The 15,175-nt window shown below is 41.4% G+C and carries 19 protein-coding genes and 1 tRNA gene; 14 read left to right on the plus strand and 6 right to left on the minus strand.

Annotation, left to right across the window (positions count from 1 at the left end):
* On the minus strand, positions 1-571 hold a 571-nt coding region (locus H8S52_RS14120), incomplete at its 3' end, for a transposase (protein ID WP_186910056.1).
* 352 nt (positions 572-923) lie between these two features.
* Between H8S52_RS14120 and H8S52_RS14125 the strand changes: the two genes are divergently transcribed.
* From H8S52_RS14125 to H8S52_RS14170, 10 genes are all read left to right on the plus strand, one after another.
* Entirely contained in the window at positions 924-1,106 is a 183-nt protein-coding gene (locus tag H8S52_RS14125) for a hypothetical protein (RefSeq protein ID WP_186910057.1), read from the plus strand.
* Positions 1,103-1,489, plus strand: coding sequence for a hypothetical protein (locus tag H8S52_RS14130; RefSeq protein ID WP_186910058.1), 387 nt, complete (start codon positions 1,103-1,105; stop codon positions 1,487-1,489). Before H8S52_RS14125 ends, H8S52_RS14130 begins: the two co-directional genes overlap by 4 nt.
* Positions 1,490-1,603: 114 nt before the next feature.
* The gene (locus H8S52_RS14135; protein ID WP_186910059.1) at positions 1,604-2,002 is read left to right on the plus strand and encodes a D-Ala-D-Ala carboxypeptidase family metallohydrolase; all 399 of its coding nucleotides are present in this window, start codon (positions 1,604-1,606) and stop codon (positions 2,000-2,002) included.
* Entirely contained in the window at positions 1,999-2,460 is a 462-nt protein-coding gene (locus H8S52_RS14140; protein WP_186910060.1) for a DUF6808 domain-containing protein, read from the plus strand. Before H8S52_RS14135 ends, H8S52_RS14140 begins: the two co-directional genes overlap by 4 nt.
* 69 nt (positions 2,461-2,529) lie before the next feature.
* Positions 2,530-3,420, plus strand: a complete 891-nt coding sequence (locus tag H8S52_RS14145) for an ATP-binding protein (RefSeq protein WP_186910061.1) — start codon at positions 2,530-2,532, stop codon at positions 3,418-3,420.
* Positions 3,421-3,432: 12 nt separating this feature from the next.
* Entirely contained in the window at positions 3,433-3,795 is a 363-nt protein-coding gene (locus H8S52_RS14150; protein WP_186910062.1) for an STAS-like domain-containing protein, read from the plus strand.
* 175 nt (positions 3,796-3,970) lie between these two features.
* Complete coding sequence (locus tag H8S52_RS14155; RefSeq protein ID WP_186910063.1) at positions 3,971-4,339, plus strand: hypothetical protein; 369 nt, start codon at positions 3,971-3,973, stop codon at positions 4,337-4,339.
* 122 nt (positions 4,340-4,461) lie between these two features.
* Positions 4,462-4,857 (plus strand): hypothetical protein, encoded by a 396-nt coding sequence (locus H8S52_RS14160; RefSeq protein ID WP_186910064.1) that lies wholly within the window; start codon positions 4,462-4,464, stop codon positions 4,855-4,857.
* 47 nt (positions 4,858-4,904) lie between these two features.
* Positions 4,905-5,330 carry a GIY-YIG nuclease family protein gene (locus H8S52_RS14165; protein ID WP_186910065.1) on the plus strand — a complete coding sequence of 142 codons (426 nt, stop codon included), beginning with the start codon at positions 4,905-4,907 and terminating at the stop codon, positions 5,328-5,330.
* A gap of 96 nt (positions 5,331-5,426) precedes the next feature.
* Positions 5,427-5,690 (plus strand): hypothetical protein, encoded by a 264-nt coding sequence (locus H8S52_RS14170; RefSeq protein WP_255470079.1) that lies wholly within the window; start codon positions 5,427-5,429, stop codon positions 5,688-5,690.
* Positions 5,691-5,737: 47 nt separating this feature from the next.
* Here the strand turns inward: H8S52_RS14170 and H8S52_RS19990 are convergent, their stop codons facing one another.
* The 3 genes from H8S52_RS19990 to H8S52_RS14180 form a co-directional block, all read right to left on the minus strand.
* Positions 5,738-6,001: a hypothetical protein gene (locus tag H8S52_RS19990; protein ID WP_255470080.1), complete on the minus strand. Its 264-nt coding sequence runs from the start codon at positions 5,999-6,001 to the stop codon at positions 5,738-5,740.
* Positions 6,002-6,324: 323 nt separating this feature from the next.
* Positions 6,325-6,795 carry a hypothetical protein gene (locus H8S52_RS19995; protein WP_255470081.1) on the minus strand — a complete coding sequence of 157 codons (471 nt, stop codon included), beginning with the start codon at positions 6,793-6,795 and terminating at the stop codon, positions 6,325-6,327.
* A 136-nt stretch (positions 6,796-6,931) separates the two neighbouring features.
* Positions 6,932-7,004: transfer RNA gene (locus tag H8S52_RS14180), tRNA-Thr, on the minus strand.
* Positions 7,005-7,360: 356 nt separating this feature from the next.
* Between H8S52_RS14180 and H8S52_RS14185 the strand changes: the two genes are divergently transcribed.
* From H8S52_RS14185 to H8S52_RS14195, 3 genes are read left to right on the plus strand one after another with little or no spacing between them, the layout of a single operon-like run.
* Positions 7,361-9,880, plus strand: a complete 2,520-nt coding sequence (locus H8S52_RS14185) for an SLBB domain-containing protein (RefSeq protein ID WP_186910066.1) — start codon at positions 7,361-7,363, stop codon at positions 9,878-9,880.
* 8 nt (positions 9,881-9,888) lie between these two features.
* On the plus strand, positions 9,889-10,998 hold the full coding sequence (locus H8S52_RS14190; protein WP_186910067.1) for a Wzz/FepE/Etk N-terminal domain-containing protein: 1,110 nt from the start codon (positions 9,889-9,891) through the stop codon (positions 10,996-10,998).
* Positions 10,995-11,321, plus strand: a complete 327-nt coding sequence (locus H8S52_RS14195) for a UpxY family transcription antiterminator (RefSeq protein ID WP_186910068.1) — start codon at positions 10,995-10,997, stop codon at positions 11,319-11,321. The genes H8S52_RS14190 and H8S52_RS14195 overlap by 4 nt, the downstream gene beginning before the upstream one ends.
* Before the next feature lie 74 nt (positions 11,322-11,395).
* Here the strand turns inward: H8S52_RS14195 and dnaJ are convergent, their stop codons facing one another.
* Both dnaJ and H8S52_RS14205 read right to left on the minus strand, forming a co-directional pair.
* Positions 11,396-12,574: a molecular chaperone DnaJ gene (gene dnaJ, locus H8S52_RS14200; RefSeq protein WP_186910069.1), complete on the minus strand. Its 1,179-nt coding sequence runs from the start codon at positions 12,572-12,574 to the stop codon at positions 11,396-11,398.
* Positions 12,575-12,587: 13 nt separating this feature from the next.
* Positions 12,588-13,208 carry a nucleotide exchange factor GrpE gene (locus H8S52_RS14205; RefSeq protein ID WP_186910070.1) on the minus strand — a complete coding sequence of 207 codons (621 nt, stop codon included), beginning with the start codon at positions 13,206-13,208 and terminating at the stop codon, positions 12,588-12,590.
* 339 nt (positions 13,209-13,547) lie between these two features.
* Between H8S52_RS14205 and H8S52_RS14210 the strand changes: the two genes are divergently transcribed.
* Positions 13,548-15,164 (plus strand): ABC-F family ATP-binding cassette domain-containing protein, encoded by a 1,617-nt coding sequence (locus H8S52_RS14210; protein WP_005655156.1) that lies wholly within the window; start codon positions 13,548-13,550, stop codon positions 15,162-15,164.
* The last annotated feature ends 11 nt before the right edge of the window (positions 15,165-15,175 follow it).

Raw genomic sequence — 15,175 nt, forward strand, 5'->3', positions numbered from 1 at the left:
TGTTCTCTGATGACTTCTCCCGGGCAATGACATCGTCTATCTGCCCTAACAGGACATGTATCTTCTTCATCAGGCGTTCACGGTTCCGCTCAACCGTTTTTCGCCAGACGAAAGTGTACTTGTTGGCTTTGGATTCGAGCTTTGTCCCGTCAATGTATTCCACATTCAGGCTGATGAAGCCTTTGGAAGAGAGAAGAAGTACGGTTTGCGTAAACACCTCGTTGATTTCCTTCTTCACCCGGTTGCGGAAACGGTTGATGGTAATAAAATCCGGTTCCTCATATCCGGCCAGCCAGATATAATGGATGTCACGGTGAAGGAGCTTTTCAATTTTCCGGCAGGAGTAGATGTTGTTCATATAGGCATACAGAATGACCTTGAGCATCATTTTGGGGTGGTAAGGGCTGCGGCCGCATTCCTTATACAGCTTTCTGAAACTTTCAAGATTCAAGCCCTCAACCAGGGCGTCAACCATGCGCACCGGATCGTTTTCTGCAATATCCTCATCAATTCTTTGAGGAAAAAGAACGGTTTGGTTGGGATTGTAAGGACGAAAATGTATCTTTGTCATAGTAAAGAACTTATGCTTAAAGATACAAAATCTTTAGGTAATAACAAAGCCCCAGCTTGTGAAAGTCGGGGCTTTGTGCGTAAAAAAAAGAAGGGGTGCATTTTGACACACCTTCTTTTAGCCGTGTGGTAGAATGTGGGTAGATTTTATAGGTTCTACTGATATTCTACTGCCATAGTTTGGCAACCCTTTCCTGGCAAGATATTCCCTACTCATAAATTTCTTGTTTACTTTCGCTGAAAAGTGATTGTAAATGAGTATATTTATCATGTTTTATTGGTTAACGCCCATGAATGTGTCTTTAACAGGATGCGTTCGTGGGCTTTTTTTGTTTAATTAAAAAAGTTCGTAGATGAAAAAGAAACTAATTGTTTTGGCTGTTGTGGTGGCCGTGATTGTAGGTCTGCTGGCTTATTACCAGTATGTACCGTTTTGGGCAAGCATTGTGAGTATCGGTGCGTTTATTGCCGGCATTCTTCTCGGTTGGAATGCCAAGGGGTGGAGTGATGAACATGTAACGGGGATGAAGGTATGATGGAGGAACTGGATAAACTGTTCAACATCACCGGCGGGATAGTCACTACTATCCTGCTTCCTCTTTTCGGTGTGTTCATGTTCTATGATTCAAAGAAGCGCAAGGCGGTTGCGGAAGCGAGAAAGGCGGAAGCTGACAACATAACCGCTTACGCAGCAGAATGGAAAAAATGCTATGAGGAGGAAAGAACTGTGGAAGCTGAATTGAATACCAAGATTGACAAGCTTTACAAGGAGAAAGAAGAAGACAGACAGCGCATTCATGAGCTTATCAAGAAGAACACTGCACTGGAAATAGAGAAAACAAAGCTGGAAGCCGAGATGGAAGTCAAGCGGTGTGATGTCCGGAAATGTGGAAGGCGGAAGCCACCGAGTGATTATTGATTCGCGGGAAGGAAGGTGTTTCGCAACGGCTCCCTTCCCTTTTTAGCACAAACTTAAAGTTTAAACAAAGGCTTCTGCAAATGTAGTGTATGTTTATATTAAATCAAATGATGTATGAAGTATTTTACGATAAAAGAACTTTGCCGTTCGACAACTGCCGACCGCAAAGGAATTGACAACAGATGTGGCTGTGATATAGAAGCCAATCTGACTGCATTGGTAGATAACGTTCTTGACCCGCTACGCGAATGGTATGGCAAACCTATCGTTGTGAACAGCGGTTACCGTTGTCCGGCATTGAATAAAGCAGTGGACGGTGCGACAACCAGCCAGCACATGAGCGGACAGGCGGCGGACATTGATACCGGAGACAGGCAACAGAATAAGCTACTGTTCGAGCATATCCGCAAGAACCTTCCTTTCGACCAGTTAATTGATGAGAGTAATTTCGCCTGGGTGCATGTGAGTTATCGGGCAGACGGTAGAAACCGGAATCAGGTACTGAAGCTATGAAAAAACTACCCTGGCTATTGGTTGTATTGCTGGCAATCGCTTGTGTGGCGGCGTGGTTTCGTCCGCACGAGCCTTTGCCGGCAGAAATCCGTACCGAAACAAAGATACAGACGGTTGTCAAACTTGATACGATTCTTATTTCTAAATCGATAGCAGTGTTTTGGCAGATATTGCCGAATGACACAGTACGTATAGGCGATACCTTGCTTCATCGCAAACGGGTTGTGTATGAAGATAGCCTGTATCGTGCGGTGGTGAGCGGATATGTAGACCCGCGGCTGGATAGTATGACTGTGTATCCAAGAATGGTTTATCAGGCAGTAACGAATGGCGTCTATCATCCGGTCCCCATTAAGTCGAAGAAGAAGCGTTGGGGATTTGGTTTGCAGGCTGGGTATGGGTATTCGGGTGGTTTTTATGTAGGGGGTGGGGTGAGTTATGATTTATGGCAGTGGTAATATTTGTTGGAATTATACCTCTCATTTCTTTTTTTATTTTTACTTTTACGGCAATTTTACAATCAGAGTATGCCAAGAATAAAAATCGGGACAAGTATCGGTAGTAATTATGAAGGATATGAACAATTGGTATCACTGTATCATCAGATGAAAGAGTATAGTGACACTACTGTTGACTTAGATTTCTCATCAAATCGTTGGTTTGAAGCTAATTTATGTGCAGTTTTGGGGTCGATTGGTCTATTGATGGAAAAAAATAGAGTCAAAATAATTTGTTCTAATATGTCTAATTCTTTAATAGATATATTGACGAGAAATGGGTTTATAGGAAATAATTATTTAGATTCATCAGATAATCACAATGGAACTGTTGTTAGTTTTCAGAGGTTTAAGCATAATCAAGATAGTGCTTTTAACGGTTATATAAAAAGAGAACTTCTCTCAAAATCAGACTTTCCTAAACATAGTGTATTGCTTGGAAAAAAAATAACTGAAAGCATTTTTGAAATTTTTGAAAATGCAAGAACTCATGGAAAATGTGAATTTATCCATACTTGTGGGCAATATTATCCACGTAAAAGCCCTGCTCGGTTGGATATAACAATTGTTGATGTAGGACAAACCATCCATAAGAACGTTAATGATTTTCATTTTCCATCAGAAGAATTTAATGCTTGTAGGGCTATAGATTGGGCTATAAAATATGGGAACACTACAAAAATAGGGAGAACTGGTGGATTAGGATTGAGTCTTATTCTTGAATTTATAAAGCTAAACAATGGGGTAATGCAAATAATATCATCTAATGGATATTGGGAATATCGTGGAAATCGAGTACGGATGAATATATTAAAGAACAATTTTCCAGGAACTATCGTTAATATTGAGTTCAATTTTGATGATAGTTGCTTTTATCAATTAAAAAGTGAGGTTAATTTGACTATGAATGATATATTTTAGTAACTTTGTGCCATGAATATGAAAGAGGAAAATGCTATATTAAAAGTTAATGAGTATACAGTATTGGATATTGCTGTATCTTCTGATGAAGGAGATAAGATTAATCAGCGTATTCATTTGCTATTGGAACGTTACCAGAAAGTAACTATTGATTTTTCTGGTATAACTTTGTTGACTTCTGCTTTTTTAAATGCTGCTATAGGGCAATTATATAATGATTTCAATTCGGAAGAATTAGCATCCCGTTTAATCTTATCTAATGTAAACAAAGAGGATTTGCCATTATTCAAGAAAGTAACAGATAGAGCTAAAGAATATTTTAGGAATGAGCAAGAGTTCTCCATGGCTACAAAAGAAATTTTAAATGAAGAGTAATTGCACAGATATTAGAAATTATTCTCCTAAGAGGATGGATAATTTCTTTTTTGACAATAATATTTGGATATTTTTGTTTTGTCCGATAGGTAACCACGACAAGAATAAACAGAAAATATATTCTTCATTTTTACAATCTGTTCGGTAGGCAAATGCTACCATATGGATAAATAGCTTGGTTATTTCTGAATTTGCGAATGTTAGTATTAAATTGGATTATAATTTATGGAAGAAAAATGAAGTAAAGCAAGTTTCGTTTGAAACGGATTTAGATTACAAACGAGCATATAGAAAAACTGAAAGATATCATGATACAGTTGCAAGCATTTGTGCTGCGATAAATCAAATATTAGCATTGTGTGAAAAATGTACAGATAACTTTAATGCTTTAAATATTCAATCTATTCTTTCTCATTTTATGGATATAGATTTTAACGACAGTTACTATATAGAGTTATGTAGACATTCTTCTTTTAAATTTGTGACAGATGATAAAGATTTTATGAATACTCCCAATGATAATATAATATTAGGCGATTTTTAAAATGATATCATATAAATAATATATTTGTCCCGACTTCCGTCGGGGCTTTTTTATTCACTTTTTATTTGATAATTCTCCCTTGGCTTTGTATTTTTGTGGAGTAACTTTGATTGTATAATACTATGAATAGATTTTTATTAGCTGCTTTCCTTTCTTTTGTTGGGATTGTATTGTTTGCTCAAACTCCGTATAAGACGTATTGTAATCTTATAGGCGATGAAAACTCACTAAAGAAGGGTGTTGTAAGTGTAAGAATTAATTACGGGCAGGAGGATTTGAAAGATAATAAGTTCGTGGATGAAAATGGGAAAGAGATAAAGTTTCGCACAATGGTTTCGGCAATGAATTTCATGTCTAAACTTGGTTGGCAATTGGAGCAAGTGTACAATCGAATTGACCAAGTTGATGGAAGCCCTATAATTATTTGGGTCTTATCGAAAGAGATTATTTCGGAAGAAGAAATAACAAAGGGATTTCAGACAAAACGGATGTATGATGCCTCTCAAGTTCATAAATAATCAAGTAAGGGTGGACTAATGACTGTTATTAAAAGAATAATCAAGAAATGGCAAAATTAGATGAAGTTTTAAAATTAGTGGGATTATACGAAAAGAAGTATCGCCACCCAAATCTTACACCTTTTTTAGTTAGTAGCAAGTATGATTTGTTTCCTGAGGAAGAGAATATGGAAAACTGCTGGCCCCAATGCTACCCATATGTCGATAGATCTGGAGTCTATTTGATAATGGACGGTAATGATAATGTACTATATATAGGTAAATCATCCGTTGCCATTGGCGGAAGGCTTGGAAGTTATTTTTGTTATGATGGTGAAAGAAAATGTCGGGTTAGAAGTCCTTATTGGAGCACGTCACCTAAATATATTGTAGCTATTGCGGTTCCATTTGATTCGGCTTTTGAATGTGCCGCTTTAGAAGAATTCTTATTGGCCAATGTACAGACAACTGATAATTCTGTTTTTCAAAGATAAAAAACAACTTTGTAGAAGGGTTGGCTGAATAGTCGTCCCTTTTCACTATATTTTGCTATCTTTACCCCATGACTTACAAAGAGGCTTTATCATAATTTGGAACGCATTAAGGATACCGCCATTGGTGCACCCGTGAAAGGGCGTTTCATAGAATCATTATTCATCGGTCCTACCGATTGGGAACAAATGACAGACTTTATGAATCTTCGTATCCAGAAAGGAGAAGAAACGGCTTTGACTGAGTTTGACAGTGCCGGCAAGAGTCTTTCTGTATATGGGGTGTCGGTCAATAATGAATTTGACGTGCCGCATTGGGATATGACTATTATGGATAATTGGGAGCTGATGATAGGTAATTGATATGAAAACCCCCCGATATGCTCGAATACCGGGGATTGCGTTTCTTCTTATCCTTTCATCATCATAACATCCGCCCGCATCTCGATGTAATCCTTGTACTTATCTGGGTTGTTTACATAGTCAATGACTCTGTTTATTGCTATCTCCGCTTGCTTCTGCTTGACTTTTGTGTAGTATCTGATTACACCTCTGCTTTTATCCGAATGCCCGAGGCAGTAATCTATAACTCCGTCCGGGATACCAAGTTCAGGGGCAAACTGGGCAAAAGTCTTATGGGCGGAATAGTAACATAGCGTTTGTTTAATGCCCAAATGTTCTTTAAGTTTCTTTATGCAGAGATTGATGTATTTTTGTAAATTAGAGTAAGTATATGAATACCCTAAATCTAATATACCTTTCTTGTTTATATACTTATTTATGATGGGTTATGTATTGGTATTGTTATATTCCCTTTTCCTGTTTTTGAGTGAATTGTTTTAGTTCTTTCGTAAGTAATGGTATCGCCACTTAAATTAATGGAGAGTAAATCTTTTAGATTAATTCCGCAAAGGTAAAAGGATAGTAAAATCATATCTTTTGCCAAGTTTATACGTTTTCCTTCAACTTCTGTATTCTGTATCTTTCTGAATTCATCTCATTTTTTAAAGTGTTCAATAAGTAACGTATTAATGGCGGAAATAGGTATGTCACCTTCTGCTTTTGTGAAGATACGTATAGTTTCCTCATTCATTTTTGCATAACTATTTCGTCCCTCTTCTTTAAATTCTGAAATACGACTTTTCCAAAATTCTATAAAAGATATGTGTGTAGGTTTCTTCTTTGAGATGATAACTTGTTTTATTTGTAAGGCGGTAAGCCATTCTTTGTTTTCGATATTATCATATTTCTCTTTGAATTGAGGAAAGACAAACTCAATTCTTTTGTTCATCGTATTAGCATCTTTACGATAAACAACTTTTCCGTTGTCGAATTCCGCAATATCGTTGATAAGAAATTCAGTTTTGATGTAAGCCCTTTTACTTTCTTGTGATATGCAGACCAATACAGGAAGCCTGCCATCGCTTTCCTTAATGGAATTTAAAACTGTTAATCTGATTGTTGCCATAGCTAAATAATCAAATACAATTCCACTATACATTTTTGAACAAATATATTCGTAGAAATGCTGTTTTTATTCGCACGACGGCTTTAAAAAGGGAAAAACGCTGATTATTTATTTGACAATCAGCGTTTTTGTAGAGAGCCGCTAGCCAGACTTGAACTGGCGACCTACGCGTTACGAATGCGTTGCTCTACCAACTGAGCTATAGCGGCAATGGGTTTTCGATTACGAGGTGCAAAGGTACATCTTTATTTGAATTTGCAAAAAGAATTGCCTGATTTTTTAGAAATATTTCTGTCTGGCATTTTTTCTATATTTGTGTATTTATCGGAAATATTATGGATAAAGCCGTATGGTAAAGACGTTTAACTCTATTGGATGATTGGAAAAGTACCGTTTGGTATAAGTGGTGTTTGTGGCAAAATATCGGTTGTATTGAAGTCCGGAATTAATTCTTTTTCCAAAACTTCAAAAGGAAATAAATGTATATTATGAAAATAATGTATTACCTTTGTCCCCAATTAAAAACATTACTAGATAACTAAAAGATTAATCAAAGATCTTACTTATGCGTAAATTTATACTATTGTGTTTGTTGGTATTTACGGTATCAAGTGTGGTATTTGCCCAACAAATGACGGATGAACAAGTCATTCTGTACGTGCAAGAGGCTCAGAGTCAGGGGAAGACACAACAGGAGATGTTGGTTGAATTGATGAAGAAAGGAGTCACAAAAGAACAAATCCAGAGAATACAGTCTAAATATTCAGGCAAATCGGACGGAAGCTCTGAGGAAAATGCCAATTTCATGGGAGAAGCGAACTCCCGTTTACGTACGCAGAAAACTTACGAGAACAAAAACAAGAATATCTCTCAGAATGAATCAGGCTTGGATAATCTCGGTTCCCAAAAGCAAAGTATTAAAGGGTTGCGGGCGAAATCGGCCCAGCAACGCAACGGATATGGAACGGGGTTGAATAACAATGGACAGCCGGGTTATGGTTATAATGGTCCTAAAAGCGCGGAAGACACTTTTACACAACAGATTTTCGGACATAATATTTTCGATAACGAATATCTGACTTTTGAACCCAATATAAATGTGGCAACGCCCGACAATTATCGTTTGGGGGCGGGCGATGAAGTTATTATTGATGTTTGGGGAGCTTCCCAGACTACGATTCGCGAAAAAATCTCGCCTGAGGGTACTGTGCAAATTGCAAAGTTAGGACCGGTTTATCTGAGTGGAAAGACCGTAGAGGAAGCCAATGATTATTTGAAACGCGAATTTGCCAAGATATATGCCGGTGTTACGGGAGAAACTCCCAATACGCAAATAAATTTGACGTTAGGCGAAATCCGTTCCATTCAGGTGAATGTTATGGGTGAAGTTGTCGTGCCGGGTACTTACACCCTCTCTTCATTCGCATCAGTTTTCCATGCCTTGTATTGGGCCGGCGGAGTAAATAAAATCGGTAGTCTTCGAAGCATAAAAGTTATACGTGACGGAAAGACGGTTGCAGATTTGGACATCTACGATTTTATCATGGAAGGTCGGCTGAAGGATGATATCCGTCTTCAGGACGGTGATGTGATTCTTGTCAATCCTTATCAGACTCTGGTGCAGATATTGGGTAAGGTAAAGCGCCCTATGTATTATGAAATGAAGCCTACGGAAACAATCGGAACGTTGCTGAGATATGCCGGCGGCTTTACGGGCGATGCGTATAAAAAAGCCATCCGTCTTGTACGCAAGAGCGGACGCGAGCATCAGATTTTCAATGTGGACGAAATGGATTATTCGGTATTCCGCCTGGAAGACGGTGATATGCTTACGGTGGATTCCGTTCTCAACCGTTTCAAGAATCGTGTAGAGATTCGCGGTGCTGTTTACCGTGAGGGCTTGTATCAGCTGAGCGGAGAGGTGAATACCGTGAAACAGTTGATAAAGAAAGCGGAAGGTGTACGTGGAGATGCTTTCCTAAATCGTGCCGTAATCAATCGTGAACATGAGGATTTGACGCGCGAGGTTATTTCCATAGATTTGAAAGGCTTGTTGAAAGGTGTGGTTGCGGACATTCCTTTGCAAAAGAATGATATACTTTATATTCCCAGCATTCAGGATCTGAAAGAAGAGCCTACGGTGACTATCCATGGTGAGGTTGCTGATCCGGGTACTTATCTTTATGCCGACAAGATGACCATCGAGGATTTGGTCTTGGAATCGGGTGGCTTGCTTGAAGCGGCTTCTACAACGAAAATAGATGTATCGCGCCGTATTAAATCTCCCAAAAGCACGGATGACAGTAATATTGTAGGCCAGACATTTACCTTTGACCTGAAAGACGGCTTGTTGATAGGAGCGGGGAGCGAGAATTTCTATTTGGAACCTTTTGATGAAGTGTATGTCCGTAAAAGCCCTGCTTATCGCAAGCAGAAAAATGTGGGGATAATAGGAGAGGCATTGTTTACCGGCACTTACGCGTTGTCCAAGAAGAATGAACGTTTGAGCGACCTGGTCGCTAAAGCCGGTGGTGTTACATCCGATGCTTATGTAAGAGGAGCCCGTCTTATCCGTAAAATGTCGGAGGAAGAGCTTCGCAGAAAGGAAGATGCCACCCGCATGGCTATAAAGGTCGGTGCAGATTCAACTACTTTATATGTATATACGGTAGGTATTCATCTGGATGAGGCTTTGAAAAATCCGGGTTCTGATTATGATATGGTCTTGCGCGAGGGGGATGTATTGTTTATTCCTGAATATGTAAGCACAGTGAAAATCAACGGTGCCGTGATGTATCCTAATACCGTACTGTACAAAGAGGGAGAGAACAGCCGTTACTACATCAATCAGGCGGGCGGATATGCTTCGAATGCCAAGAAGCGCAGTGCTTTTGTAGTTTATATGAATGGTACCGTATCCCGCATACGCTCCGGTAGTAAGACGGCAATCGAGCCCGGGTGTGAGATTATCATCCCGACTAAGGATCCGAGTAAGCGTATGAGCGTGGCCGAAATGGTAGGTATGGGTACTTCTATTGCCACTTTGGGCACAATGATTGCTACTTTGGTTAATCTCTTTAAGTGATAAGGACAATGGACGAAGGTAAAATACAAAAGTCTCCGCAAAAACCGGAGGAACAGGAAATTGATTTGATTGAGTTGGCTCAGAAAGTGTGGGCCGAGCGTAAAAAGCTTTATAAGGTATGCGGTATTGCGGCAGTGATTGGCTTGATTGTAGGATTCAGCATTCCTAAAGAGTATTCTACGGAAGTGACATTGGCTCCCGAGAGTGCAAGTAAAATGAATGCCGGAAGTATGGGGGCATTGGCTACTATGGCTGGCATCAACTTAGGCGGTTCTGTCGGAGAAGATGCCCTGTCGCCCGAACTGTACCCCGATATCGTTAAGTCAACTCCTTTTCTGCTGGAGTTGTTTGATGTAAGGGTCAAAGACCAGAAAGGCAAAATAGATACGACCTTATATGCTTATCTGGATAAATACCAGCGTTCGTCATGGATGGGTGCTGTAATATCTGCGCCATTCAAGGCTTTGGGTTGGACCTTGTCTTTATTCAAGGATAAACCGGAGAAGAAGGAAGGAAAAATCGATCCGTTCCACCTGACATTGGATGAGGCGAAGGTGGCGGATGCTTTGAGTAAGCGTATCTTGGTTACGATTGATAAAAAAACAGGGGTTACAACTTTGGAGGTTACTATGCAGGACCCTTTGATTTCGGCTTCGTTAACTGATACCGTGATGCATTGTTTGCAGAATTATATCACAAATTACCGTACCAATAAAGCCCGTCATGATTTAGCTTTTACAGAAAAGTTATATAAAGAAGCAAAGGCGGATTATGAGAAAGCTCAGAAAAAATATGCTACTTTTGCTGATGCCAACCAGAATGTGGTTCTGTTAAGCTATCGTGCTGAGCAGGAACGTTTAAAAAACGAGGTTGAGCTGGCTTATACTGTTTATACCCAGGTTTCCGGACAATTGCAGATGGCAAGAGCCAAAGTGCAGGAGATTACTCCGGTATATACGGTTGTGCAACCGGCTACGGTTCCTTTGCGTGCCGCTAAGCCTAATAAGATTATGATTCTTATAGGTTTTGTATTCTTGGCAGGAGTGGGATGTGTTGGCTGGATATTATTTGTGAAGGATTTATTTAAAGATTGGAGAAAAGCAAACAAAGCAATATGATGACTAATAATGATATGAGTCGTTGGTGTGTTCTGTATACGGTGCCAAAGTCGGAACGTAAATTAGTGCAGCGCCTGCATGCAGCAGGATATATGGCATTTTGTCCTATGCAAATCGTATTCAAGAAGTGGAAAGGACAGACCAAAGAAGTGTTTGCACCTCTGTTCCCCGGCTGTGTTTTTGTAGAAGAAGCGGCGGGTGTGGAGCTTTTTATTGCTTCGCAGGGTGGTGTATCTTTCTTACTGGACGCTGAAGGTCAGAAGCTGTTTGTTTGCGCCGATAAAGCAGAGTTGCCGACAAAGTTTGTTCATTTGTTGAAATAGAGGATACCTTCTTCCCGGCATAAAAAAAGCTACATTCCAAATGTAGCTTTTTTTATGCCGGGAAGCATTGTTTTTTAATCAAACAAACTCTTGAACTTCTTGAAAATCTTCTCCTTGATAGAAGTATTCGGCTTGAAGTTATCCGACCTTTCCATTTCTTCCAGCGCTTTTTTCTCTTCCTTATTCAGTGTTTCGGGCACATATACGCTGACATTCACCAACAGGTCTCCGGTTCCGTATCCGTTTACGTTAGGCAGTCCTTTGCCGCGCAGGCGGAGAACTTTACCCGGCTGTGTACCCGATTCGATTTTTACCTTAACCTTGCCGTCAATGGTGGGTATTTCTACCGCACCGCCCAATGCAGCTGTCGGGAAACTGAGCAACAGGTTGTAAATCAAATCATTCTCATCGCGAATCAGTTCCTTGTCCTGCTCTTCCTCTATGAGAATCAGCAGGTCGCCCGGTACGCCGTTGTGTTTGCCCGCATTGCCTTTACCGCTCATGGAGAGCTGCATGCCTTCGGCTACACCGGCAGGAATTTTCACGGTAACGACTTCTTCGCCGTAAACGATACCTTCGCCTGCACATTCCTTACATTTATTCTTGATGACCTTGCCTTCGCCACCACAGGTAGGACAAGTGGTACGCGTCTGCATTGTGCCGAGGATGGTCTGCTGGTTGCGGATTACCGTACCGCTGCCCTTACAGGTAGGGCAGGTTTCCGCACCGCCGTCTCCTTCTGCACCGGTTCCATGACAATGGCTGCACGGTACATATTTTTTCAGTTTGAATTTCTTTTCGACTCCGGTAGAAATTTCCTTGAGGTTCAGCTTTACCTTTACGCGCAAGTCCGAACCGCGATAACGGCGTTGCTGTGCACCACCGCCGCCAAATCCGCCGAACCCGCTGAAACCGCCGCCGAACCCACCGCTGTGTCCGCCGAATATATCACCGAACATGGAGAAGATGTCGTCCATGGACATGCCGCCACTGAAACCGCCGAACGGTCCGCCGTTGCCGGCAGCGCCACTCATTCCGGCATGGCCGAATTGGTCGTAACGGGCACGCTTGTCCGGATTGCTTAATACATCGTATGCTTCTGCCGCTTCTTTAAACTTCTCCTCGGCTACCTTGTCACCGGGGTTTTTGTCGGGGTGATACTGGATAGCTTTCTTACGATAGGCTTTCTTTATCTCCTCAGCCGATGCTGTCTTTTCGACTTCCAGAACTTCGTAATAATCTCTTTTTTCCATATAACTGTGTATGTTATTCTCCAACCACTACCTTGGCATGGCGGATTACTTTGTCGTTTAGTGTGTAACCGGTTTGTACGCAGTCCAGAATCTTACCTTTCAAAGCTTCGTCGGGAGCCGGAATTACGGCAATGGCTTCGTGGTAGTCCGTGTCAAGCGGTTGTTCTTTGGTTTCGATTACTTTGACGCCGTTCTGGCCTAAAACTGTCATGAACTTGTTGTAGATGAGTTCTACGCCTTCTTTTACGGCAGCTACGTCGGTGGCAGTTTCCATGTTTTTCAGGGCGCGTTCAAAGTCGTCTACGATAGGAAGGATGCTGCTGATGCTTTTTTCTCCGCCGTTCAGGATGAGTTCGGCCTTTTCTTTCATCGTACGTTTACGGTAGTTGTCGAACTCGGCAGAGAGACGCAGGTACTTGTCTTTCTGGTCTTCAATCTCAGCGTTGGCCTTTTCCAGTTCCTGAGCGAGTTTTTCTTCCTCTATCAGGGCAACTTCTTCTTCTTTCTCTGTTGTTTCTTCACAAGTTTCGTCTTGAGCGTCTTGTGCTTTTAACTCTTCTTCGTTGATGTTTTCTTTTTCTTTAGAGTCCATATTGTTATGCTTGTTATTCTTGTAAAATGATTTTGCTTTCATTGTTGTTAAGGGTTTAAGTTAATATGATACGGTTTTAATAGCAAAAACTTTGCCAAATTGACGGCTTTTGCCAAAAACGCTGCAAAGGTAATATTTTTATGTCAGATTGACAGCGTAATGTGCTATAAATAGAGCGCTAACCTTGTGCGGACAGTAAGTTAACTCGATAGGTTGCAGTCAGTTACCTTTGTTGTATGTATCGGGTTAACTTCATATCATGCAATAAGTTAACTCGTTGTAAGCTGTTTTACCGTATTATTTCGTATCTTTGTACCCGCAATTTGCAGAGTTATAGGTATTAAATTGTAAGTAGTACATAATAAAACAGTAAATATAAAGATGATTACAGTCTCGAACGTATCGGTTCAATTTGGTAAAAGAGTGTTGTTTAATGATGTAAACCTGAAGTTTACAAGTGGTAATTGTTATGGTATAATCGGTGCCAACGGTGCCGGAAAGTCTACTTTCCTGCGTACTATTTCGGGCGATTTGGACCCGACAACGGGGTCTATCATGCTGGGACCGGGCGAGCGCCTGTCCGTATTGAGCCAGGACCACTTCAAGTGGGATGCTTATACGGTGATGGATACCGTGATGATGGGGCACACCGTGCTGTGGGACATTATGAAACAGCGCGAAGAACTCTATGCCAAAGAGGACTTTACGGACGAAGACGGTCTGAAGGTATCCGAACTGGAAGAGAAATTCGCCGAACTCGACGGTTGGAATGCAGAAAGCGATGCTGCCGCTTTATTGAGCGGACTGGGCATCAAGGAAGACAAGCATTATGTGCTGATGGGCGAGCTGAACAACAAGGAAAAAGTACGTGTCATGCTGGCGCAGGCTTTGTATGGCAATCCGGATAACCTGCTGCTGGACGAGCCTACCAATGACTTGGACATGGAAACCGTAACCTGGCTAGAGGACTATCTTGCCAATTTTGAACATACCGTTCTGGTAGTGAGCCACGACCGTCACTTCCTCGACTCCGTTTGTACGCATACGGTGGACATCGACTACGGAAAGATTAACCTCTTTGCCGGAAACTACAGCTTCTGGTACGAGTCCAGCCAGCTTGCTCTCCGCCAACAGCAGAACCAGAAGGCTAAAGCCGAGGAGAAGAAGAAAGAACTGGAAGAGTTTATCCGCCGTTTCAGCGCCAATGTGGCGAAGAGTAAGCAGACTACCAGCCGTAAGAAGATGCTGGAGAAGCTGAATGTGGAAGAAATCAAACCGTCGTCACGTAAGTACCCGGGCATCATCTTCACTCCCGAACGCGAACCGGGCAATCAGATTCTTGAAGTAGCCGGACTGACGAAAACGCTGGAAGACGGTACGGTGCTGTTCCGTGATGTGAACTTCAATGTGGAGAAAGGGGATAAAATCGTGTTCCTTTCACACGATCCGCGTGCCATGACCGCTTTGTTCGAGATTATCAACGGAAATATGAAGCCGGATGCGGGAACTTTCAACTGGGGTGTTACGATTACCACCGCTTATCTGCCGTTGGACAACACCGCTTTCTTTAATACGGATTTGAATCTGGTTGACTGGTTGAGCCAGTTTGGCGAGGGCAATGAGGTATATATGAAGAGTTTCCTCGGCCGTATGCTTTTCTCCGGCGAAGAGGTGCTGAAGAAAGCAAGCGTACTGTCGGGTGGCGAGAAGATGCGTTGCATGATTGCGCGCATGCAGTTGCGTAATGCCAACTGTCTCATTCTGGATACGCCGACCAACCACCTTGACTTGGAATCCATCCAGGCATTCAACAATAACCTGAAGACCTATAAAGGAAACATCCTGTTCTCGTCTCACGACCACGAGTTCATCCAGACTGTGGCAAACCGTATCATCGAGCTGACCCCGAACGGCATCATTGACAAGATGATGGAGTATGATGAATACATCACTTCCGACCACATCAAGGAACTGAGAACAAAAATGTACAATAAATAATGATTAGCGAT

This window comes from Bacteroides sp. NSJ-48 (genome assembly GCF_014287405.1).
Taxonomy (GTDB): Bacteria; Bacteroidota; Bacteroidia; order Bacteroidales; family Bacteroidaceae; genus Bacteroides; species Bacteroides stercoris.